Origin of the sequence: Streptococcus sp. 20925_1_69, from assembly GCF_041432365.1 — a bacterium.
In the GTDB taxonomy this organism is placed as follows: domain Bacteria; phylum Bacillota; class Bacilli; order Lactobacillales; family Streptococcaceae; genus Streptococcus.
Map to the genome: position 1 here is coordinate 70,896 of NZ_JAPVZL010000008.1, position 22,804 is coordinate 93,699.

Sequence of the window (22,804 nt, forward strand, 5' to 3'; positions counted from 1 at the left end):
TCATACCATTCTATAAAAATTTGTCAAATGTTACAGGGGTAAATAAAAAACTATCTTTTCTTTGAGATAGAAATGATAGTTTCTTGTAAAATAAGCCTAGTTAAAGTAATGAAGTCCCATTGCTCCTTTAACCTCAGATAGGGTTTGACCTGCAACTTCACGTGCTCTTTCACTACCTTTTTGAAGCATATTATAAACTTCTCCCATATCCTTAGCAAATTCGATACGGCGCTCTCGAATAGGACCAAGTTCACGTTCTAATATTTCAAGTAGATAACGCTTGGTCTTTACATCACCAAGACCACCTCGTTGATAATGTTCTTTCATGTCAGCAATTTCTTGAGCATCTTCTGGACGACCAAAAACATCTAGATAATGGAAAACCATATTTCCTTCAATTTTACCTGGATCCTCAACGCGGATATGATCTGGATCTGTATACATACTCATCACTTTTTTACGCAAAGTATCCGCATCATCAGCTAAATAAATACCGTTATTGAGTGATTTAGACATTTTAGCATTTCCATCTAAACCAGGCAAACGCCCTGCTCTCTCATTTTCTGGATAAATACCTTCTGGTTCCACCAAAACATCACAGTTATATGCATTGTTAAAAGAACGAACAATCTCACGAGTTTGCTCAATCATTGGTTTTTGGTCTGTCCCAACAGGAACATAGTTAGCCTTGAAAGCTGTAATGTCAGCTGCTTGAGCTATTGGATAGACCAAGAATCCTGTCGGAATGCTTTCTCCAAATCCTTTCTGAGCAATTTCTGTCTTGACAGTTGGATTACGCTCCAGACGTGCTAATGAAACCAGATTCATATAATACATAGACAACTCAGCCAACTCTGGAATCTGGCTTTGAATAAAAATAGTTGACTTACTTGGATTCAATCCAACTGCAAGGTAATCCAAAGCCACATTTCCGATAGACTCTACAATGGTTTGAGGATCTTTGGCATGATCTGTCAAGGCTTGTTGGTCAGCCAAGAACACAAACATATCATACTTATCCTCTTCCTGTAATAATACTCGATTTTTGAGACTTCCAACATAATGTCCAATATGCAATTTTCCTGTTGGACGGTCTCCTGTTAAAATAATGGGTTTAGTCATTTTATTCTCCTTCGATATGGTCCCTTCAATTATAGCATTTTTTTAATGAAATAACCGCAATTTATCAAAATAAATCAACCTTGCTATTTACGGATTTGTGTAAAGTGTGCTGTAAATTTAATTTACACAAAATTGACAGATAAAAATTTGAATATTTCCGTATTTTCTAGTAGAATAAATATATTACACATTATAGGAGAAAAACATTGCTTACAGTATCTGATGTTTCACTACGTTTTAGTGATCGCAAACTTTTTGATGATGTCAATATCAAATTTACAGAAGGAAATACTTACGGATTAATCGGTGCTAATGGTGCCGGAAAATCAACCTTTTTAAAAATTTTAGCTGGAGATATCGAACCTACTACTGGTCACATCTCTCTTGGTCCAGATGAACGTCTCTCTGTTCTTCGTCAAAATCACTTTGACTATGAAGATGAACGTGCCATTGATGTCGTTATCATGGGAAATGAAAAACTTTATAGCATCATGAAGGAGAAAGATGCTATCTACATGAAAGAAGATTTCTCAGACGAAGATGGAGTACGTGCTGCCGAACTTGAAGGAGAGTTTGCCGAGCTTGGAGGCTGGGAAGCAGAAAGTGAAGCCTCTCAACTCCTTCAAAACCTAAATATCCCAGAAGAATTGCACTATCAAAATATGAGTGAATTGGCTAACGGTGAGAAAGTAAAGGTTCTCCTTGCCAAAGCACTGTTTGGTAAACCAGATGTTCTTCTATTGGACGAGCCTACCAACGGTTTGGATATCCAATCGATTACTTGGTTAGAAGACTTCTTGATTGACTTTGATAACACCGTTATCGTAGTATCCCACGACCGTCACTTCTTAAACAAAGTATGTACTCACATGGCCGACCTTGACTTTGGAAAAATCAAACTCTATGTCGGAAACTATGACTTCTGGAAGGAATCTTCTGAGCTCGCTGCTAAATTGCTAGCAGACCGTAATGCCAAAGCAGAAGAAAAAATTAAACAATTGCAAGAGTTCGTTGCTCGTTTCTCTGCTAATGCTTCTAAATCAAGACAAGCAACATCACGTAAGAAAATGCTTGATAAGATTGAACTTGAAGAAATTGTACCATCTAGTCGTAAATATCCATTTATCAACTTTAAAGCGGAACGTGAGATTGGTAATGATCTCTTGACAGTAGAAAATCTATCTGTAAAGATTGATGGTGAGACTATTTTAGATAATATCAGCTTTATCTTACGTCCAGGTGATAAGACAGCGCTAATTGGACAAAATGACATCCAAACGACTGCATTAATTCGTGCAATCATGGGGGACATTGACTATGAAGGAACTGTCAAGTGGGGAGTAACTACTAGCCGTTCTTACTTGCCAAAAGATAACTCGGCAGATTTTGCAGGAGGAGAGTCAATCCTTGACTGGTTGCGTCAATTCGCAAGTAAAGAAGAAGATGACAATACTTTCCTACGTGGCTTCCTCGGCCGTATGCTCTTCTCTGGAGATGAAGTTAACAAACCTGTAAACGTCTTGTCAGGGGGAGAAAAAGTTCGTGTCATGCTTTCAAAACTCATGCTCTTGAAATCAAATGTCCTTGTACTTGATGACCCAACCAATCACTTGGACTTGGAATCTATCTCAAGCTTGAATGATGGATTGAAAAACTTTAAAGAATCAATCATCTTTGCCAGCCATGACCACGAGTTTATTCAAACTCTAGCTAACCATATCATTGTCTTGTCCAAAAATGGCGTCATTGACCGTATCGATGAAACCTATGATGAATTCCTAGAAAATGCAGAAGTACAAGCAAAAGTAAAAGAACTTTGGAAAGACTAAAAACTTCAAAACTCAGTTGGATTAACCAGCTGAGTTTTCTAACATTTTATGAGGTAACATGAAATTATTTTTTAAAACATATTGGACCTATTTTGTTTCTTTCATCATTCCCGTAATCATTATGACAGGAGTATATCTATCTCAAGGTATCTACTGGAACAGCGAGACATCTCCACTATTAGGAGATGGGTTTCATCAATACGTTATTTTTGATGTAACTTTACGAAATATCCTGCATGGAAATGGTAGTCTGTTTTACACCTTTACAAGTGGCCTCGGATTAAATTTCTATGCCCTATCTAGTTATTACTTGGGAAGTTTTCTTTCACCTCTAGTTTATTTTTTTAATCTGTCGAATATGCCAGATGCTGTCTATCTGACAACTCTCTTAAAATTTGGATTGATTGGACTGTCAACTTACTTTAGTTTAAATAAATTATCTCAATCGATTCCTAAGTCTTTAAAACTAACTTTATCTACTTCCTATGCTCTGATGAGTTTTACTGTCAGTCAACTAGAGATAAAAACCTGGCTAGATGTTTTTATCTTAATTCCTTTAATTATAACTGGTTTACAGCTACTTATCACTGAAAAGAAATTCCTATTGTACTTTACAAGCCTGTCAATTTTGTTTATTCAAAATTATTATTTTGGCTATATGACAGCATTGTTTCTTATCTTCTGGTATATCTGTCAAATTTCTTGGGACTTTAAAACTCGAAAGTCATCTTTTCTTGATTTCATAATCACCTCCTTTTTAGCTGGTATGGCTAGCTTGATTCTGACTCTTCCTACTCTGTTTGATTTACAGACACATGGGGAAAAATTGACAGAAATTACAAAGTTTCAAACTGAAAGTAGCTGGTATCTTGATCTCTTTGCTAAGCAATTCATTGGTTCATTTGATACAACAAAGTATGGGGCTATCCCAATGATTTTTGTTGGACTGCTTCCCTTTATTTTAACCATTTTATTTTTTACGATGAAATCTATTAAGTTTCACGTGAAACTTATCTATGCAATTTTCTTTGCATTTCTAATTGCAAGCTTTTATATAGAAGCTCTTGATTTATTTTGGCAAGGTATGCATACTCCAAATATGTTTTTACATCGCTATGCTTGGATTTTCTCTACCTTGTTAATTTACACAGCAGCAGAAGTCTTAAAGCGTCTGAAAGAAATTAAAGTCTGGAATTTTTTAGTTTCGCTTTTTCTTGTAGTAACAGGATTTTTAGCCACCATCTATCTAAAATCGCATTATTCTTTTCTAACAGATTTGAATATTCTGCTTACTCTTGAATTTTTAGTTGTCTATTCTCTTTTACTCCTTGTAGTTATTAAAAAGTTTATCTCTGTAAATCTATTTGCCATTCTAATCTCTTTATTTATAATGGTTGAAATGAGTTTAAATGCCTCATCTCAAATGGACGGAATTGCTAAGGAATGGGGATTTGCTTCTCGAAGTGCTTATAATCGATATATCCCAGCTATGGAATCTTTCTCAACATATATTGGGAACCAATTTACTCGTACTGAGAAACTAGAAACTCAGACAGGAAATGACAGTATGAAATTCAACTACAATGGAATATCTCAATTTTCATCTGTTCGAAATCGTTCAGCAAGCTCTACTTTGGATAAACTTGGGTTTAAATCCTCTGGGACTAATCTCAATCTCCGCTATGCCAATAATAGTATTTTGGCTGATAGTTTATTTGGCATCCAGTACAATATCTCAGAAAACCCTATTGATAAGTATGGTTTCCAAGATGTATATCAAAAAGATAATCTTACCCTATATGAAAATCAATACTCTCTTCCGATTGCATTTGCTAGTCAATCTGTTTACAATGATGTCAAGTTCAATGAACATACCTTGGATAATCAGGCATCGTTTTTAAATCAACTTGCTAACGTCAATTTTGATTATTTTTCTCCAATACATTATGAAAAAACTGAAAATACTGATGATTTGATTAGTGTTACAAGTTCTTCAAATGAGGATGCAGCAATCCAGTATCAAATTGAAGTTCCAGAAAACAGCCAAGTTTATCTTTCTTTCACAAACCTTCACTTTTCTAATGACAAACAAAAGAAAGTTGACATCCTTGTAAATGGAGAAAAGAAAACTTTTACAGCTGATAATACATTCTCCTTCTTTAATCTAGGCTATACAAAAGAGAAAAAGACTTTCAATATCAATGTTAGTTTCCCTGGAAATTCACAAGTATCATTTGAATCTCCTACCTTCTACCGTTTAGATACCCAAACTTTAACTGAGGCAATTCAAAAAATTAAAGAGCAACCTGTAACAGTATCGACTTCTAAAAACAAGGTTTTTGCTACATATGAAGTCCAACAAGATACATCTATTTTCTTCACCATTCCTTATGACAAAGGTTGGTCTGCCTACCAAGATGATAAGAAAATAGAAATTAAACAAGCTCAAACTGGCTTTATGAAAGTTGATGTTCCTAAGGGGAAAGGAACTATTACACTTTCCTTTATTCCCAATGGTTTTATTACTGGAGCAATCTGTTCCTTTACTTCTCTCTTACTATTTGGAATCTATAATCACAGACGAAAGTCATCTAAGGCATAAAAAATCGACCAGTTAATCGGTCGATTTTTTTAATCTCCTTCCATTTTCTTAGGTTGATAGGCTAGCATACCTAAACCAATAAATAGTACTAATATCACAGCAAGGAAAATAACTTGGTGATGAATATTTCCTGTCATAGAGATTGTTTGTCGTAATCCTGAAACTGAATAACTCATTGGTAACCAGGGATTAATAGCTCTAAAGAAATCATTTGTCAAGGCAAGTGGATAAGTACCTGCACTTGATGCTAGCTGTAATAAAAGCAAAATAAGAGAAAAGAAAGCTCCTATACGGCTATTCCATGTTGTTAAAGCGGTCACCATGGACATGAATACTAAACTTGTTAGGATAATGAGAATAAATGTTCTCATCTCATGATTAGCAGTTAAACCAATAAGATGAACTCCTCCATATACCAAAATCCCTGCTAAAACAGCTATAATACCATTTATTTCAGCTCGAGATTTCAACCAAGCCCAACGGCTCTCTGGATGACGTCCTGAAGGCAGCTTTGCAAAAATCATATTCGTTGATATTGCTGCAACAAAAAGAGCAACTGATATCATATAAGGAGCCATTGCAACTCCATTTACAGGAACTTGGTCATTGTCAGTTTTGGATAGACTGAGAGGATTTGACAAAATCTCTGCATTTTGAGATTCCGTAGATACTGATTTGAGTTGATCACTAGCATTACCTAATCCTTGTCCAAAAGAAGCAACTCCTGTCTGTAAACCTTCCAATCCAGAAGTTAACTTTGTTCCACCTTCTGCTAGTTTCCCAGCTCCATCTGCCAATTTATTAGCTCCACTTTCTAATTGAGAAGCACCTGAAAGTAACTGACTGGATTTGTCAGCTAGTTGGCTAGAGCCTGACTGCAATTTATCAACTCCTGCCATTAATTCTTGACTCTTTTGATTCAATTGATTGGATCCAGTTGATAATTTTTCAATACCAGATACTAATTCTGGAGTTTTTTCAACTAATTGACCAACTCCTGCTGTCAAGCTAGAAGATTTTTGTGTCAAGGTAGTTGACCCTGAAACTAGTTGGTCCAAACTACCTGTCAAGGTGGCATTTTTTTCACTTAGTTGACTTGCGCCCTGAGAAACTTTATCAACACCTATAGTATATGCCTTTACACCTGATGCAATCGACTGACTAGTAGGAACTAATTTGCTAGTAACAGCTCCTTGTATCTCTGTTAATCCACTTGACAATCCTGTCAAAGAAGTAGAAGCAAGCGGTAATACTTGATTAGCTTGATTTTTTAATGTCGAAAGATTAGAAGATTGATTTTGTAAGTTTTCTAAACTTCCCTGTAAACCTTTAACTAAAGCTACAATGGACTGAGCCGATTGAATACTATCAGTTGAATTTTGAGATACAGAAGCACTTATCTCAGCTTGTTGCTCACTTGTCAATGATTGATAAGCTGCTGTCGATTGAATATTTGCTAATGTAGTTGCTTTTTCAGACTGAGCACTTGCTAACATTTGATTAGAAAGAGATGCTATACTTGATAAAACAGAATCTAATTGTTTTGTATCTCCAACATCAATATTTTGAATAGCTTGATTTAACCGATTTAGACCATAAGATAATTGATTAATTTGATCTTTTTTCCCAGACGAAGCATCTAACTTGCTAGAAAGTTGTTGAATCCCTTCACTTAATTGCTCCACCCCCATTCGAAGTGTAGCTGATTGATTAGATAACTGACTAGCACCTGTTGCAAGATTTCCCACTCCATTGGTGTAGGTACTAACACCAGATGAAAATTGATTAAGACCAGCATTAAGCTGAGAAACACCGCCAGTATAGGATTCTACACCAGTATATAACTGATTGATTCCTCTTACTAATTCAGGACTTTTAGAAGATAATTGACCTAATCCGCTATCTAATTGACTCACTGCACCAGTATATGTAACTAAACCACTATTAAAATTCCCTAAGCCAAGATGAAGTTGTTCGACACCAGAAACATAAGAGGATAATCCTCTAGTAAACTGTTCCGTTCCATTTGAAAATGTTAAACTTGAATCTGCTAAAGAGTGTAGGTTGGTAGTTAATGTTTGACTTCCTGCCACTAACTGATTCGCTCCATCAGTTAATTTTTCACTACCAGAAGCTGCTTGACTCATACCATCCTTTAAATCGACCATTTTATTGAATAAAGCTTTAGTATAGGTCTCAGTTACATTGGTAGAAACATTCTGCTTTAATTGTGTCATAGCAGAATCACTCATCTTGCTGGCAATAAAGCTATGACCACTTGAAGTATGATAATCGATTTGCATTTGCTCTGGATGATCCGTTAAAATAGAAGCTGCTTTTTCAGATAAATCACTTGGTAAAGTTACTACCATATAGTAATCGCCATTTTCTAAACCCTTCTTTCCTTCCTCTTCATCTACAAAATGAAAATCCAAGGTTTTATTTTCTTTTAAATTGGACACCATGTCTTTTCCTATTGCCATAGTATTACCATTATAGGAAGCCTCTTTATCATTATTGACAACTGCCACAGGTAAGTCAGATAATTTCCCATATGGATCCCACATTGAGGATAAAAATATGATATTGTACAGAGCTGGAATAAGAGAAATTCCTATCATGACAATAATAAAGGTTGGTTTTTTAAAAATTGCTTTCCATTCTTTAAACATAGTTTCTCCTTTTTTAAACATATTGTCTAAAATTTTGATATAATAGATTATACAATAAAAAATCTAAATTACAAGATAAAAAATCCATTTTTAGACATATAGTATAATTTGTTTACAAGGAGGAAGTATGCAAGAAAGTAACAAACGCTTAAAAACAAAGCGAACTATTGAAAATGCTATGGTAGAATTACTAATGGAACAACCATTTGATCAAATTTCTACTGTCAAGTTAGCAGAAAAAGCCGGAATTAGCCGTTCCAGCTTCTATACTCACTATAAGGATAAGTATGATATGATTGAGCATTATCAAAGCAAGCTATTTCATACATTTGAATATATTTTTCAAAAACATGCTCATCATAAAAGAGACGCTATTTTAGAAGTCTTTGAATATCTAGAGTCAGAACCACTTCTGGCTGCCCTTCTTTCTGAAAACGGGACTAAAGAAATTCAAAATTTCTTACGAAATAAACTTCATATCATGCTCAGTACAGATTTACAAAAGCGATTTATGCAACTGAATCTCAATACCACTGAATTAGAATATAGTAGCATCTATCTAACTCACGCACTTTTTGGTGTCTGCCAAACTTGGATTGCACATGGAAAAAAAGAAAGTCCTCAAGAAATAACAGACTTCCTTATGAAAATGCTTGGTGATACAAATTGATACAAAAAGAGGAACACAGTTGTGTTCCCTTTTATCTATACTCCGCCAGTAGGACTCGAACCTACGACATCATGATTAACAGTCATGCGCTACTACCAACTGAGCTATGGCGGATAAAATAGTCCGTACGGGATTCGAACCCGTGTTACCGCCGTGAAAAGGCGGTGTCTTAACCCCTTGACCAACGGACCTTCTATCTGTAGCAGATATAACCATTATATCAATTTCTTACTAATTGTCAATCACTTTTGAGATTTTTTCTCTAAAATATCTTTTAACTTTCTAATTTTTAATCTTGAAATAGGACAACGATGGTCTTCATAGAAAACAATTTCTAGATTTTTTCGATCAATTTCTCTGATATTGCCTATATTTACCAAAAATGACTTATGAGGAGAATAAAATCGCTGAGTATGTTTGTCCTTTTCCTGAATATCTGTCATGGTACCGTAAAATTCTTTGGCAAAATTCTTACCAATAATGCGTAATTTATGAGAGACACCTGTCGTTTCAATATACAAAATATCATGGTAAGGAATTTTTAAATCATTTCCCTTGTAATTGTAGTCAAAATAATCTACCACATCTTCATTTTCAAGTAACATACTCTTCGTGTAGAAAATATTTTGCTCAATTCTCTTCTTAAACATCTCATCATTGATATCCTTATCAACAAAATCTAGAGCTGATACCTGGTATTTATAGGTGAGAGTCGCAAACTCTGATCGACTGGTAATAAAGACGATAATAGCATAAGGATTGTAATGACGAATGAGCTGAGCCACTTCAAATCCCTTTTTTTCAATCCCATGAATATCGATATCTAGGAAATAAAGCTGATTTACTTCATCGTTTTCAATGTATTCTTCAAATTCACGGACTTTTCCCGTTGTCTTGTATGATATTGGAATATTCGATTCTTTCGAAATTTCATCCAATATTCTCTCTAGTCTCACTTGATGTTCAATAACATCTTCTAAAATTAAAACTTTCATTCAAATTCCCTCTTAAATCTAATAATTTGTCTAAATGTACTGCCTTCCATCTCTGTTTCTAAAATGATGTTGTTGTATTTATCTAGTAGTTCTTTCACATTATTTAATCCTACTCCGCGATTTCTTCCCTTAGTGGAGAATCCTAAAGCAAATAGATCTCCTGAAGGAGTCATCGTCATTTTACATGAATTCTGAATCACAATAACTGTTTCAGTTTCCATCTTAATAACTGCTACTTCCATCTGTTTTTTATAACTATCAGCCGAGCCTTCGACAGCATTGTTCAATAAAATGCTCATGATACGCACTAAATCCAATAGTTCGATTGGGAGCTTGGTAATCGTATCTTTTACTTCCAGTGTAAACTCTACACCATTATTTCTAGCATAGATAATTGACTGAGCAACCAAACTTCGTAAAGCTGAATCTTCTATGTTGTTCAAATCAAAGTAAGTGTACTTATCTGAGCGCAGTTTGTGATTGGCTTTAACCAAAACTTCGTTGTAAACTCTGTCAATTTCCTGTAAATCACCACTGTCAATTGCCATCTGCATGCTGACAAGCATCCCAGCATAGTCATGTCGAAAACCACGGATTTCATTATACAGACCGACAATTTCATCTGTGTAGTTTTGTAAATGTTTCTGTTCAAATTTCTTCTGCTTCAAAGCAATCTCTTTCTCTATTTGAACTTTATGCGAATTCATTGCAAAGAAGGTTAAAAGGAGAGAAATAAAGACGATAGATGATAAAATACTTCCAAAACTATTCAAATGTTTAATCGTACTTACCATATTTGAAACGAAAGATATAATATGGAGCAGCAGTAAGGCAAAAAATACTTTTTTCAAGAAAGGATAAAGGTAGTCCTTGTCAAAATAGGCTAGTTCCAAATGGAAATAATGAATGATTTTTAAGATAACAACATAAGTCAACACCGTTACAACGGAAAAGAATAGGTAATAATATTGTAAAACAAAATTGTCTCCTGTTATAGAGGAGAAAGTTACGGACAAAAAGTTATGAGTGCTCTCATATAAAAGAGATAGTATTAAACTTAGAAATAGTCCTCTATCCCTCTCATACTGTTTCATCCATCGAAAATAGGAATATAAGAATAAAGGAAATAAAAATGTTTCAATCCCTAACCCATCTAAATTTAGAAGATAGAAGGGAAAATCAAATACTATGTCTGTTAGTAATGTATAAGCACCAAAAACGAAGAATTCTTTTCTATTTATTTGACCTTTACAAATTAAACGGTAACTATGACTAATAATTAAAAAATATAATATCAAATCTACTAATAAGAAAAAATCCATTCTGCTACTCCTTTATCTTCTTCTAAAGATATTAAAGAAATTAAAGGACTTTTCATTCATTTTCCTCATCTCCCCACCTTTAATCTTTTGCAAGTCTTTTTCCTTCAAGGCTACAAACTGTTCCAATTTAACTATGTTTTTCATAATAAAATCTCCTTAATGTTTTTTTCTTGTAAGCTAACTTACAAAAACCATTATACAAAATGGAATTTCATTTTAGATAAAATTCTCTCAACTGTCATTTTTTTCTCCTCAAGTGTACTTTTTTAAGAAAAAAGCCGGGAAAATTCCCAGCTTTGCTACTATATTGATCCCAGCAGGATTCGAACCTGCGACCGTTCGCTTAGAAGGCGAATGCTCTATCCAGCTGAGCTATGAGACCTAACACAATCATTCTACCAAAAATTCAATTAAAAGTCAATTTTCTATTTATGATAGGGGGATCCCTGCTGAATCGTAAAAGCGCGATAGATTTGTTCAACAAGGACTAATCTCATTAACTGATGTGGTAAAGTTAGACGGCCAAAACTAACAGAAAGATTGGCTCTCTTTTTTACATCCTGTGCTAATCCCAGACTCCCTCCAATAATAAAGGTAAGAGTAGAAAATCCTTTTATAGAAGCTTCTTCTAAATTCTTACTAAATTCTTCTGAGGAGAAAGTTTTCCCTTCAATAGCTAACGCAATAACAAAATCACGGTCACCAACTTTTGATAAAATTCTCTGACCTTCTATTTCTAAAATCTTTTGATTTTCTGACTCACTGGCCCTATCTGGTGTTTTTTCATCTGCTAACTCAATCATTTCAAGCTTAGCAAATCGAGAAATTCGTTTTGAATACTCTGCGATGCCATCTTTTAAGTACTTTTCTTTCAGTTTTCCAACTGTTACAACTTTAATTTTCATGACTCTATTCTAACATATTCTATATTTTTTCACATCTTATTCACAAAATAAAAGGTTAATTTAAACCGAGAAAACCACAGATTTTTGGAAGTTATCCACAATCTGTGAAAAACTTTTATGTTTAAGTTATAATTAAGCTAGTCAGTTTATACTTTCAGTAATTCAAAAATATGGAGGCAAATATGAAACATTTAAAAACATTTTACAAAAAAGGGTTTCAATTATTAGTCGTTATCGTCATTAGCTTTTTTAGTGGAGCCTTGGGTAGTTTTTCAATAGCTCAACTAACTCAAAAAAGTAGTGTAAGCAACTCTAACAACAATAGCACCATTACACAGACTGCCTATAAGAACGAAAATTCAACAACACAGGCTGTTAACAAAGTAAAAGATGCTGTTGTTTCAGTTATTACTTATTCAGCAAACAGACAAAATAGCGTATTTGGTAATGATGATACTGATACAGATTCTCAGCAAATCTCTAGTGAAGGATCTGGGGTTATTTATAAAAAAAATGACAAAGAAGCTTACATTGTCACCAATAATCACGTTATAAATGGCGCCAGCAAAGTAGATATTCGTTTGTCAGATGGAACTAAAGTACCCGGAGAAATTGTCGGAGCTGATACTTTCTCTGATATTGCTGTCGTCAAAATCTCTTCAAAAAAAGTGACAACAGTAGCTGAGTTTGGTGATTCTAGCAAGTTAACCGTAGGAGAAACTGCCATTGCCATCGGTAGCCCATTAGGTTCTGAATATGCTAATACTGTCACTCAGGGTATTGTATCTAGTCTCAATCGAAATGTATCTTTAAAATCTGAAGATGGACAAGCCATTTCTACAAAAGCCATCCAAACTGATACTGCTATTAACCCAGGTAACTCTGGTGGCCCACTAATCAATATTCAAGGACAAGTTATCGGAATTACCTCAAGTAAAATTGCCACAAATGGAGGCACATCTGTAGAAGGACTTGGTTTCGCAATTCCTGCAAATGATGCTATCAATATTATTGAACAGTTAGAAAAGAACGGAAAAGTGACTCGTCCAGCTTTGGGCATCCAAATGGTCAATCTCTCAAATATTAATACAAGTGATATTAGAAGACTGAATATTCCAAGCAGTGTAACATCTGGTGTAGTTGTTCGTTCTGTACAAAGCAATATGCCTGCCAATGGTCACCTTGAAAAATACGATGTTATTACAAAAGTAGATGACAAGGAGATTGCTTCATCAACAGACTTACAAAGTGCTCTTTACAATCATTCTATCGGAGACACCATTAAGATAACTTACTATCGTAACGGTAAAGAAGAAACTACATCTATTAAACTTGACAAGAGTTCAGGTGATTTAGAATCTTAATTGACATCTATGTAAAGAAAGCTTTACATAAGAGAAAAGATGTGTTAGTGTAAAATCATGGAAAAATTTGAAATGATTTCTATCACAGATATACAAAAAAATCCCTATCAACCTCGAAAAGAATTTGATGGAGAAAAACTAGATGAACTAGCACAGTCTATCAAAGAAAATGGGGTCATTCAACCGATTATTGTTCGTCAATCTCCTGTTATTGGTTATGAAATCCTTGCAGGAGAGAGACGCTATCGGGCTTCACTTTTAGCTGGTCTAAGGTCTATCCCAGCTGTTGTTAAACAGCTTTCAGATCAAGAGATGATGGTCCAGTCCATCATTGAAAATTTGCAAAGAGAAAATTTAAATCCAATAGAAGAAGCACGCGCCTATGAATCTCTTGTAGAGAAAGGATTTACCCATGCTGAAATTGCAGATAAAATGGGCAAGTCTCGTCCATATATCAGCAACTCTATTCGTTTGCTTTCCTTGCCAGAACAGATCCTCTCAGAAGTAGAAAATGGCAAACTATCACAAGCTCATGCGCGTTCTCTAGTTGGGTTGAATAAGGAACAACAAGACTATTTCTTTCAACGAATTATAGAAGAAGACATTTCTGTAAGGAAGTTAGAAGCTCTTCTGACAGAGAAAAAACAAAAGAAACTTCAAAAAAATGATCATTTCATACAAAATGAAGAAGAACAGTTAAAAAAACTACTCGGATTAGATGTGGAAATCAAACTGTCTAAAAAAGATAGTGGAAAAATCATTATTTCTTTTTCAAATCAAGAAGAATACAGTAGAATTATCAACAGCCTGAAATAAGGCTGTTCTTTTATTTTTTTATCTCACAAGGTTATCCACTATTTTTTTCAATAAAAAGCTTAATAAGTCAATAGTTTCTGCTTTTATCCCCAACCTGTGGATAAAACTTGGTAACATTGTGGATTATTTTTCACAGCTTGTGGAAAATTCTTGTTCTCTATGGTAAAATAGGTCTAGTATTAAACTTTTAAATAGTAAAGGAGGAGAAAGGATTGAAAGAAAAACAATTTTGGAATCGTATCTTAGAATTTGCTCAAGAAAGACTGACTCGATCCATGTATGATTTCTATGCTATTCAAGCTGAACTCATCAAGGTAGAGGACAATGTTGCCACTATATTTTTACCACGATCTGAAATGGAAATGGTCTGGGAAAAACAACTAAAAGATATTATTGTAGTTGCTGGATTTGAAATTTATGATGCTGAAATAACTCCCCACTATATTTTCACTAAACCTCAAGATACGACTATCTCACAAGTTGAAGAAGCTACAAATTCAACTCTTTATGACTATAGTCCAAAGTTAGCATCTATTCCTTATTCGGATACTGGGTTAAAAGAAAAGTATACCTTTGATAATTTTATTCAAGGGGATGGAAATGTTTGGGCAGTATCAGCCGCTTTAGCTGTCTCTGAAGATTTGGCTCTGACCTATAACCCTCTTTTTATCTATGGAGGACCGGGACTTGGTAAGACTCACCTGTTAAACGCTATTGGAAATGAAATTCTAAAAAATATTCCAAATGCGCGTGTCAAATACATACCTGCTGAAAGCTTTATTAATGACTTTCTTGATCACCTAAGACTTGGGGAAATGGAAAAATTTAAAAAAACCTATCGTAGTCTTGATCTTTTGTTAATCGATGATATCCAGTCACTCAGCGGAAAAAAAGTTGCAACTCAGGAAGAATTTTTCAATACCTTTAACGCCCTTCATGACAAGCAAAAACAGATTGTCCTAACCAGTGATCGTAGTCCAAAACATCTAGAAGGGCTCGAGGAGAGGCTTGTCACGCGCTTTAGTTGGGGATTGACACAAACTATCACACCCCCTGACTTTGAAACACGTATTGCCATTTTGCAAAGTAAAACGGAACATTTAGGCTACAATTTCCAAAGTGATACTCTAGAATACCTAGCTGGGCAATTTGATTCAAATGTTCGAGATCTTGAGGGAGCCATCAACGACATCACTTTAATTGCCAGAGTAAAAAAAATCAAGGATATCACTATTGATATTGCTGCAGAAGCTATTAGAGCTCGCAAACAAGATGTTAGCCAAATGCTCGTCATCCCAATTGATAAAATCCAAAATGAAGTCGGTAACTTTTATGGTGTCAGCGTCAAAGAAATGAAGGGAAGCAGACGCCTTCAAAATATTGTGTTGGCCCGTCAAGTAGCCATGTATTTATCTAGAGAACTGACAGATAATAGTCTTCCAAAAATTGGGAAGGAATTTGGAGGAAAAGATCATACAACAGTCATTCATGCCCATGCAAAAATTAAATCTTTGATTGATGAAGACGATAATTTACGTTTAGAAATTGAATCAATCAAAAAGAAAATAAAATAAAATAACTTGTGGATAACTTTCGCTTTTTTATCTTTTTTATCCACATTTTTTAAACAAGCCAAAAAACTTGATATGACTTGTTTAAAGTCTGTTTTCCACAGATTTCACAGACTCTATTATTACTATTATCCTTCTAATACTAAAAATAAATAAAGGAGAATCCATGATTCATTTTTCAATTAATAAAAATTTATTTCTACAAGCCTTAAATACAACTAAAAGAGCTATTAGTTCTAAAAATGCCATTCCTATTTTATCAACTGTCAAAATTGATGTGACCAATGAAGGTGTTACTTTAATTGGTTCAAATGGTCAAATTTCAATTGAAAATTTTATTTCTCAAAAAAATGAAGATGCTGGTCTATTAATTACTTCTTTAGGTTCGATCCTTCTTGAAGCTTCTTTCTTTATCAATGTGGTATCTAGCCTACCTGATGTAACTCTTGATTTTAAAGAAATTGAACAAAATCAAATTGTTTTAACCAGCGGCAAATCAGAAATTACCTTAAAAGGAAAAGATAGTGAACAGTATCCACGAATACAAGAAATTTCAGCAAGCACTCCTTTGGTTCTTGAAACAAAATTGCTCAAGAAAATTATCAATGAAACAGCTTTTGCTGCAAGTACACAAGAAAGTCGTCCAATTTTAACAGGTGTTCATTTTGTATTGAGTCAGCATAAGGAGCTAAAAACAGTGGCAACAGACTCTCATCGTCTAAGCCAGAAAAAATTAATGCTTGAGAAAAATAGTGATGATTTTGATGTCGTAATTCCTAGCCGTTCTCTACGCGAATTTTCAGCGGTATTTACAGATGATATTGAAACTGTAGAGATTTTCTTTGCTAACAATCAAATCCTCTTTAGAAGCGAAAATATTAGCTTCTACACACGTTTGTTAGAAGGAAACTATCCTGACACAGATCGTTTGATTCCAACAGACTTTAACACTACTATTACTTTTGATGTGGTAAACTTACGTCAGTCAATGGAGCGTGCTCGCCTTTTATCAAGTGCGACTCAAAATGGTACTGTGAAGCTTGAAATTAAAGGTGGTATTGTTAGCGCCCATGTTCATTCTCCAGAAGTTGGTAAAGTAAACGAAGAAATCGATACTGATCAGGTGACTGGTGAAGATTTGACTATTAGTTTCAACCCAACTTACTTGATTGATTCTCTTAAAGCTTTAAATAGCGAAAAGGTGACCATTAGCTTTATCTCAGCTGTTCGTCCATTTACTCTTGTTCCAGCAGACACTGATGAGGACTTCATGCAGCTCATTACACCAGTTCGTACAAATTAAGTGAAAGAGGTTGAGCCTAGCTCGCCTCTTTTATGATATAATCGAAAAAGAAAAGGAGAGTAGTATGTATCAAGTTGGAAATTTTGTTGAAATGAAAAAACCACACGCTTGCACCATCAAGTCGACTGGTAAAAAGGCTAATCGTTGGGAAATTACACGTGTAGGAGCAGATATCAAAATAAAATGCAGTAATTGTGACCATGTTGTCATGATGGGGCGATATGATTTTGATCGAAAAATGAATAAAATTATTGACTAATAAGCCTTAGTTAGAGGGTTAGCAAGTTTTCCCTTTTTGTGTTATAATATTAGGGATTGAAATGAAAACGGAGAATGAAAAAATATGGCTTTAACAGCAGGTATCGTTGGTTTGCCAAATGTTGGTAAATCAACACTCTTTAATGCAATTACAAAAGCAGGAGCAGAGGCAGCGAACTACCCATTTGCAACGATTGATCCAAACGTTGGAATGGTAGAAGTTCCAGATGAACGCCTACAAAAACTAACTGAAATGATTACTCCTAAAAAGACAGTTCCAACAACATTTGAATTTACAGATATCGCAGGAATTGTAAAAGGAGCTTCAAAAGGAGAAGGGCTAGGGAATAAATTCTTGGCTAATATCCGTGAAGTAGATGCGATTGTTCATGTAGTTCGTGCTTTTGATGATGAAAATGTAATGCGTGAGCAAGGACGTGAAGACGCCTTTGTAGATCCACTTGCAGATATTGACACCATTAACCTGGAATTGATTCTTGCTGACTTAGAATCAGTTAATAAGCGTTATGCGCGTGTAGAAAAGATGGCACGTACGCAAAAAGATAAAGAATCAGTAGTAGAATTCAATGTTCTTCAAAAGATTAAACCAGTCCTTGAAGATGGAAAATCAGCTCGCACCATCGAATTTACAGATGAAGAACAAAAAGTTGTCAAAGGTCTATTCCTTTTGACAACTAAACCAGTTCTTTATGTTGCCAATGTAGATGAGGATGTGGTTTCAGAACCTGACTCTATCGACTATGTCAAACAAATTCGTGAATTTGCAGCGACAGAAAATGCTGAAGTAGTCGTTATTTCTGCGCGTGCTGAGGAAGAAATTTCTGAATTGGACGATGAAGATAAAAAAGAGTTTCTTGAAGCCATTGGTTTGACAGAATCAGGTGTAGATAAGTTGACGCGTGCAGCTTACCACTTACTTGGACTGGGAACTTACTTCACAGCTGGTGAAAAAGAAGTTCGAGCTTGGACGTTCAAACGTGGTATGAAGGCTCCTCAAGCAGCTGGTATTATCCACTCAGACTTTGAAAAAGGCTTTATTCGTGCAGTAACCATGTCATATGAGGATCTAGTGAAATACGGGTCTGAAAAGGCCGTAAAAGAAGCTGGACGCTTGCGTGAAGAAGGAAAAGAATATATCGTTCAAGATGGCGATATCATGGAATTCCGCTTCAATGTCTAAAAAATTAATAAACGGTGTCAATTAGGTTGGAAAAAAATTCCAACCCTTTTGGCTTTTGAAAGGAAAAATAAATGACTAAATTACTTGTAGGCTTGGGAAATCCAGGGGAAAAATATTTTGAAACAAAACACAATGTTGGATTTATGTTGATTGACCAACTAGCGAAGAAACAGAATGTCACTTTTACACACGATAAGATATTTCAAGCTGACCTAGCATCCTTTTTCCTAAATGGAGAAAAAATTTATCTTGTCAAACCAACGACCTTTATGAATGAAAGTGGAAAAGCGGTTCATGCTTTATTGACTTATTATGGTTTGGATATTGAAGATTTACTCATCATTTACGATGATCTTGACATGGAAGTTGGAAAGATTCGTTTAAGAGCAAAGGGATCCGCAGGTGGTCATAATGGTATCAAGTCTATTATTCAACATATAGGGACTCAGACCTTTAATCGTGTTAAGATTGGAATCGGAAGACCTAAAAATGGCATGTCGGTTGTTAACCATGTTTTGAGTAAGTTTGACAAGGATGATTATATTGGTATTTTACAGTCTATTGACAAAGTTGACGATTCTGTAAACTACTATTTACAAGAGAAAAACTTTGAAAAAACGATGCAGAGGTATAACGGATAAATGGTGACCTTATTAGATTTATTCTCAGAAAATGATCAGATAAAAAAATGGAATCAAAATTTAACAGATAAGAAAAGACAATTAATGTTAGGCTTGTCAACTTCTACAAAAGCTTTAGCAATTGCTAGTAGTTTGAGACAGGAAGATAAGATTGTGTTATTGACGTCAACTTATGGAGAAGCAGAAGGACTTGTTAGTGATCTTATCTCTATCTTGGGTGAGGAACTGGTCTATCCATTTTTGGTAGATGACTCCCCTATGGTCGAGTTTTTGATGTCTTCACAAGAAAAAATCATTTCACGGGTTGAAGCCTTGCGTTTTTTGACTGATTCATCTAAGAAAGGGATTTTAGTTTGTAATATTGCAGCAAGTCGATTGTTTTTACCTTCTCCGACTGGATTTAAAGAAAGCATTATAAAAATTGCAGTTGGTGAAGAATATGACCAACACGCACTTATCCATCAGTTAAAAGAGATAGGCTATCGAAAAGTTACACAAGTACAAACTCAAGGCGAATTTAGTCTGCGAGGAGATATTTTAGATATTTTTGAAATATCCCAGTTAGAACCTTGCCGAATTGAGTTTTTTGGTGATGAAGTCGATGGTATTAGGTTATTTGAAGTCGAAACACAATTATCGAAAGAAAATCAGACAGAACTCACCATATTTCCAGCTAGCGACATAATTTTGAGAGAAAAGGATTATCAACGAGGTCGGTCAGCTTTAGAAAAACAAATTTCAAAAACGTTATCACCTATTTTAAAATCATACTTAGAAGAAATTCTTTCAAGTTTTCACCAAAAACAAATTCATTCTGATTCCCGGAAATTTTTATCTTTGTGTTATGACAAGATATGGACTGTTTTTGACTATATTGAAAAAGATATCCCAATATTCTTTGATGATTACCAAAAATTAATGAATCAGTATGAAGTCTTTGAAAGGGAGCTAGCGCAATACTTTACAGAAGAGTTACAGAATAGTAAAGCATTTTCTGATATGCAGTATTTTGCGGATACTGAGAAAATCTATAAAAAACAAAGCCCAGTGACCTTTTTTTCTAATCTGCAAAAGGGGTTAGGAAATCTCAAGTTTGACCAAATTTATCAATTTAATCAATATCCCATGCAGGAGTTTTTCAATCAATTTTCTTTTTTAAAAGAAGAAATTGAACGATATAAAAAAATGGATTATACTATTATCCTGCAGTCTAGCAATTCAATGGGAAGTAAAACATTGGAGGATGTGTTAGAGGAATATCAGATTAAATTAGATTCCAGAGATAAGTCAAGTATTTGTAAAGAATCTGTAAACTTAATTGAGGGTAATATCAGACATGGTTTTCATTTTGTAGATGAAAAGATTTTATTGATAACTGAACATGAGATTTTTCAAAAGAAATTGAAACGTCGTTTTCGAAGACAACATGTTTCAAACGCAGAGAGATTAAAAGATTACAATGAACTTGAAAAAGGAGATTACGTTGTTCACCACATTCATGGAATTGGTCAATATCTAGGGATTGAAACAATTGAAATCAAAGGGATTCACCGTGATTATGTTAGTGTTCAATACCAAAACGGGGATCAAATCTCTATCCCAGTGGAACAGATTCATCTACTTTCCAAATACGTTTCAAGTGACGGTAAAGCACCTAAACTCAATAAATTAAATGATGGTCATTTCAAAAAAGCAAAGCAAAAAGTTAAGAACCAGGTAGAGGATATAGCTGACGATTTAATCAAACTTTATTCTGAGCGTAGTCAGTTGAAGGGTTTTGCTTTTTCAGCTGATGATGAGGATCAACATGCTTTTGATGATGCCTTCCCTTATGTTGAAACGGATGATCAACTTCGTAGTGTTGAGGAAATCAAGAGAGATATGCAGGCTTCTCAGCCAATGGATCGACTTTTAGTTGGGGATGTTGGTTTTGGAAAGACTGAAGTTGCTATGCGTGCAGCCTTTAAGGCAGTCAATGATCACAAACAGGTTGTCGTCTTAGTTCCGACGACGGTTTTAGCGCAACAGCACTATACTAATTTTAAGGAACGATTCCAAAATTTTGCAGTTAATATTGATGTGTTGAGTCGCTTTAGAAGTAAAAAAGAGCAGACCGAAACACTTGAAAAATTGAAAAACGGTCAAGTTGATATTTTGATTGGAACACATCGTGTTTTGTCAAAAGATGTTGTGTTTGCTGATTTAGGATTGATGATTATTGATGAGGAACAGCGATTTGGTGTCAAGCATAAGGAAACCTTGAAAGAATTGAAGAAACAAGTGGATGTCCTAACCTTGACCGCTACTCCAATCCCTCGTACCCTCCATATGTCTATGTTGGGAATCAGGGATTTGTCTGTTATTGAAACTCCGCCGACTAATCGTTATCCAGTGCAAACCTATGTCTTAGAAAAGAATGATAGTGTCATTCGTGATGCTGTCTTGCGTGAAATGGAGCGTGGAGGTCAAGTTTACTACCTTTACAACAAAGTTGACACGATTGACCAGAAGGTTTCCGAATTACAGGAGTTGATTCCAGAGGCTTCGATTGGGTATGTTCATGGGCAAATGAGTGAGATTCAGTTAGAAAATACTCTACTGGATTTCATTGAAGGTCAGTATGATATTTTAGTGACAACTACCATTATTGAGACAGGGGTGGACATTCCAAATGCCAATACTTTATTTATTGAAAATGCGGACCATATGGGCTTGTCAACCTTGTATCAGTTAAGAGGAAGAGTCGGTCGTAGTAATCGTATTGCTTATGCTTATCTCATGTATCGTCCAGAAAAATCAATCAGTGAAGTCTCCGAGAAGAGATTAGAAGCGATTAAAGGATTTACAGAATTGGGATCTGGATTTAAGATTGCTATGCGAGATCTTTCGATTCGTGGAGCAGGGAATCTCCTAGGAAAATCCCAGTCTGGTTTCATTGATTCTGTTGGTTTTGAATTGTATTCGCAGTTATTAGAGGAAGCTATTGCTAAACGAAACGGTAATGCTAACGCTAACACAAGAACCAAAGGGAATGCTGAGTTGATTTTGCAAATTGATGCCTATCTTCCTGATACTTATATTTCTGATCAACGACATAAGATTGAAATTTACAAGAAAATTCGTCAAATTGACGACCGTGTCAATTATGAAGAGTTACAAGAGGAGTTGATAGACCGTTTTGGAGAATACCCAGATGTAGTAGCCTATCTTTTAGAAATTGGTTTAGTCAAGTTATATTTGGACAAGGTCTTTGTTCAACGTGTGGAAAGAAAAGATAATAAAATTACAGTTCAATTTGAAAAAGTCACTCAACGACTGTTTTTAGCTCAAGATTATTTTAAAGCTTTATCCGCAACGAACTTAAAAGCGGATATCACTGAGAATAAGGGATTAATGGAGCTTGTATTTGATGTCCAAAATAAGAAAGATTATGAAATTTTAGAAGGTCTGCTGATTTTTGGAGAAAGTTTATTAGAGATAAAAGAGTCTAAGAAAGAAAATTCCATTTGATATTTTTCTTCTATAAAATAGAT

General features: G+C 34.9%; 17 protein-coding genes and 3 tRNA genes. 11 read left to right on the forward strand and 9 right to left on the reverse strand.

All coding sequences use genetic code 11. From position 1 onward, the window contains the following. Positions 1-96: 96 nt before the first annotated feature. Complete coding sequence (gene trpS / locus O3601_RS06760) at positions 97-1,122, reverse strand: tryptophan--tRNA ligase (protein ID WP_371471938.1); 1,026 nt, start codon at positions 1,120-1,122, stop codon at positions 97-99. 206 nt (positions 1,123-1,328) lie between these two features. Here trpS and O3601_RS06765 point away from each other — a divergent pair, with 206 nt between their 5' ends. Next, positions 1,329-2,951 (forward strand): ATP-binding cassette domain-containing protein, encoded by a 1,623-nt coding sequence (locus O3601_RS06765; protein ID WP_000958767.1) that lies wholly within the window; start codon positions 1,329-1,331, stop codon positions 2,949-2,951. A gap of 58 nt (positions 2,952-3,009) precedes the next feature. After that, a complete protein-coding gene (locus O3601_RS06770; protein ID WP_371471940.1) occupies positions 3,010-5,553 on the forward strand; it encodes a YfhO family protein in 2,544 nt (847 codons plus the stop codon). Between the two features lie 29 nt (positions 5,554-5,582). Here the strand turns inward: O3601_RS06770 and O3601_RS06775 are convergent, their stop codons facing one another. Continuing rightward, positions 5,583-8,225, reverse strand: a complete 2,643-nt coding sequence (locus O3601_RS06775) for a YhgE/Pip family protein (RefSeq protein WP_371471943.1) — start codon at positions 8,223-8,225, stop codon at positions 5,583-5,585. A gap of 127 nt (positions 8,226-8,352) precedes the next feature. Between O3601_RS06775 and O3601_RS06780 the strand changes: the two genes are divergently transcribed. Next, positions 8,353-8,895 carry a TetR/AcrR family transcriptional regulator gene (locus O3601_RS06780; protein ID WP_130883252.1) on the forward strand — a complete coding sequence of 181 codons (543 nt, stop codon included), beginning with the start codon at positions 8,353-8,355 and terminating at the stop codon, positions 8,893-8,895. Between the two features lie 40 nt (positions 8,896-8,935). Here the strand turns inward: O3601_RS06780 and O3601_RS06785 are convergent. The 7 genes from O3601_RS06785 to rlmH all read right to left on the reverse strand — a co-directional run bounded on the left by O3601_RS06785 (position 8,936) and on the right by rlmH (position 12,117). Continuing rightward, positions 8,936-9,009: transfer RNA gene (locus tag O3601_RS06785), tRNA-Asn, on the reverse strand. A 5-nt stretch (positions 9,010-9,014) separates the two neighbouring features. Further along, positions 9,015-9,086 (reverse strand) — tRNA-Glu (locus tag O3601_RS06790). Between the two features lie 51 nt (positions 9,087-9,137). Beyond that, entirely contained in the window at positions 9,138-9,890 is a 753-nt protein-coding gene (gene comE / locus O3601_RS06795; protein WP_000866065.1) for a competence system response regulator transcription factor ComE, read from the reverse strand. Further along, positions 9,887-11,212 carry a competence system sensor histidine kinase ComD gene (gene comD / locus O3601_RS06800; RefSeq protein ID WP_371471965.1) on the reverse strand — a complete coding sequence of 442 codons (1,326 nt, stop codon included), beginning with the start codon at positions 11,210-11,212 and terminating at the stop codon, positions 9,887-9,889. Before comD ends, comE begins: the two co-directional genes overlap by 4 nt. Before the next feature lie 12 nt (positions 11,213-11,224). Further along, complete coding sequence (comC, locus tag O3601_RS06805) at positions 11,225-11,356, reverse strand: competence-stimulating peptide ComC (RefSeq protein ID WP_371471967.1); 132 nt, start codon at positions 11,354-11,356, stop codon at positions 11,225-11,227. Positions 11,357-11,520: 164 nt separating this feature from the next. Next, a tRNA-Arg gene (locus O3601_RS06810) sits at positions 11,521-11,594 on the reverse strand. Between the two features lie 43 nt (positions 11,595-11,637). Continuing rightward, entirely contained in the window at positions 11,638-12,117 is a 480-nt protein-coding gene (rlmH, locus tag O3601_RS06815) for a 23S rRNA (pseudouridine(1915)-N(3))-methyltransferase RlmH (protein WP_285300535.1), read from the reverse strand. A gap of 182 nt (positions 12,118-12,299) precedes the next feature. Here rlmH and O3601_RS06820 point away from each other — a divergent pair, with 182 nt between their 5' ends. The 8 genes from O3601_RS06820 (at position 12,300) to mfd (ending at position 22,781) form a co-directional block, all read left to right on the forward strand. After that, the gene (locus tag O3601_RS06820) at positions 12,300-13,481 is read left to right on the forward strand and encodes a S1C family serine protease (protein ID WP_261026232.1); all 1,182 of its coding nucleotides are present in this window, start codon (positions 12,300-12,302) and stop codon (positions 13,479-13,481) included. A 57-nt stretch (positions 13,482-13,538) separates the two neighbouring features. Beyond that, positions 13,539-14,297, forward strand: a complete 759-nt coding sequence (locus tag O3601_RS06825; RefSeq protein WP_261033773.1) for a ParB/RepB/Spo0J family partition protein — start codon at positions 13,539-13,541, stop codon at positions 14,295-14,297. A gap of 212 nt (positions 14,298-14,509) precedes the next feature. Continuing rightward, positions 14,510-15,871 (forward strand): chromosomal replication initiator protein DnaA, encoded by a 1,362-nt coding sequence (gene dnaA / locus O3601_RS06830; protein ID WP_033678806.1) that lies wholly within the window; start codon positions 14,510-14,512, stop codon positions 15,869-15,871. 163 nt (positions 15,872-16,034) lie between these two features. Next, positions 16,035-17,171, forward strand: a complete 1,137-nt coding sequence (gene dnaN / locus O3601_RS06835) for a DNA polymerase III subunit beta (protein WP_261058404.1) — start codon at positions 16,035-16,037, stop codon at positions 17,169-17,171. A gap of 64 nt (positions 17,172-17,235) precedes the next feature. Further along, positions 17,236-17,430, forward strand: a complete 195-nt coding sequence (locus tag O3601_RS06840) for a DUF951 domain-containing protein (protein WP_000285186.1) — start codon at positions 17,236-17,238, stop codon at positions 17,428-17,430. 84 nt (positions 17,431-17,514) lie between these two features. Further along, entirely contained in the window at positions 17,515-18,630 is a 1,116-nt protein-coding gene (gene ychF / locus O3601_RS06845; protein ID WP_261025158.1) for a redox-regulated ATPase YchF, read from the forward strand. A gap of 71 nt (positions 18,631-18,701) precedes the next feature. Then, positions 18,702-19,271: an aminoacyl-tRNA hydrolase gene (gene pth, locus O3601_RS06850; RefSeq protein WP_261054724.1), complete on the forward strand. Its 570-nt coding sequence runs from the start codon at positions 18,702-18,704 to the stop codon at positions 19,269-19,271. Beyond that, a complete protein-coding gene (gene mfd / locus O3601_RS06855) occupies positions 19,272-22,781 on the forward strand; it encodes a transcription-repair coupling factor (protein WP_371471973.1) in 3,510 nt (1,169 codons plus the stop codon). Positions 22,782-22,804: the final 23 nt, after the last annotated feature.

What these genes read in the sequence shown, in the direction of transcription:
- trpS (WP_371471938.1), bottom strand. Translation starts at nt 1,122, where the DNA reads ATGACTAAACCCATTATTTTAACAGGAGACCGTCCAACAGGAAAATTG.
- O3601_RS06770 (WP_371471940.1), top strand. Translation starts at nt 3,010, where the DNA reads ATGAAATTATTTTTTAAAACATATTGGACCTATTTTGTTTCTTTCATC.
- O3601_RS06775 (WP_371471943.1), bottom strand. Translation starts at nt 8,225, where the DNA reads ATGTTTAAAGAATGGAAAGCAATTTTTAAAAAACCAACCTTTATTATT.
- O3601_RS06780 (WP_130883252.1), top strand. Translation starts at nt 8,353, where the DNA reads ATGCAAGAAAGTAACAAACGCTTAAAAACAAAGCGAACTATTGAAAAT.
- comE (WP_000866065.1), bottom strand. Translation starts at nt 9,890, where the DNA reads ATGAAAGTTTTAATTTTAGAAGATGTTATTGAACATCAAGTGAGACTA.
- comD (WP_371471965.1), bottom strand. Translation starts at nt 11,212, where the DNA reads ATGGATTTTTTCTTATTAGTAGATTTGATATTATATTTTTTAATTATT.
- comC (WP_371471967.1), bottom strand. Translation starts at nt 11,356, where the DNA reads ATGAAAAACATAGTTAAATTGGAACAGTTTGTAGCCTTGAAGGAAAAA.
- rlmH (WP_285300535.1), bottom strand. Translation starts at nt 12,117, where the DNA reads ATGAAAATTAAAGTTGTAACAGTTGGAAAACTGAAAGAAAAGTACTTA.
- O3601_RS06820 (WP_261026232.1), top strand. Translation starts at nt 12,300, where the DNA reads ATGAAACATTTAAAAACATTTTACAAAAAAGGGTTTCAATTATTAGTC.
- O3601_RS06825 (WP_261033773.1), top strand. Translation starts at nt 13,539, where the DNA reads ATGGAAAAATTTGAAATGATTTCTATCACAGATATACAAAAAAATCCC.
- dnaN (WP_261058404.1), top strand. Translation starts at nt 16,035, where the DNA reads ATGATTCATTTTTCAATTAATAAAAATTTATTTCTACAAGCCTTAAAT.
- O3601_RS06840 (WP_000285186.1), top strand. Translation starts at nt 17,236, where the DNA reads ATGTATCAAGTTGGAAATTTTGTTGAAATGAAAAAACCACACGCTTGC.
- ychF (WP_261025158.1), top strand. Translation starts at nt 17,515, where the DNA reads ATGGCTTTAACAGCAGGTATCGTTGGTTTGCCAAATGTTGGTAAATCA.
- pth (WP_261054724.1), top strand. Translation starts at nt 18,702, where the DNA reads ATGACTAAATTACTTGTAGGCTTGGGAAATCCAGGGGAAAAATATTTT.
- mfd (WP_371471973.1), top strand. Translation starts at nt 19,272, where the DNA reads ATGGTGACCTTATTAGATTTATTCTCAGAAAATGATCAGATAAAAAAA.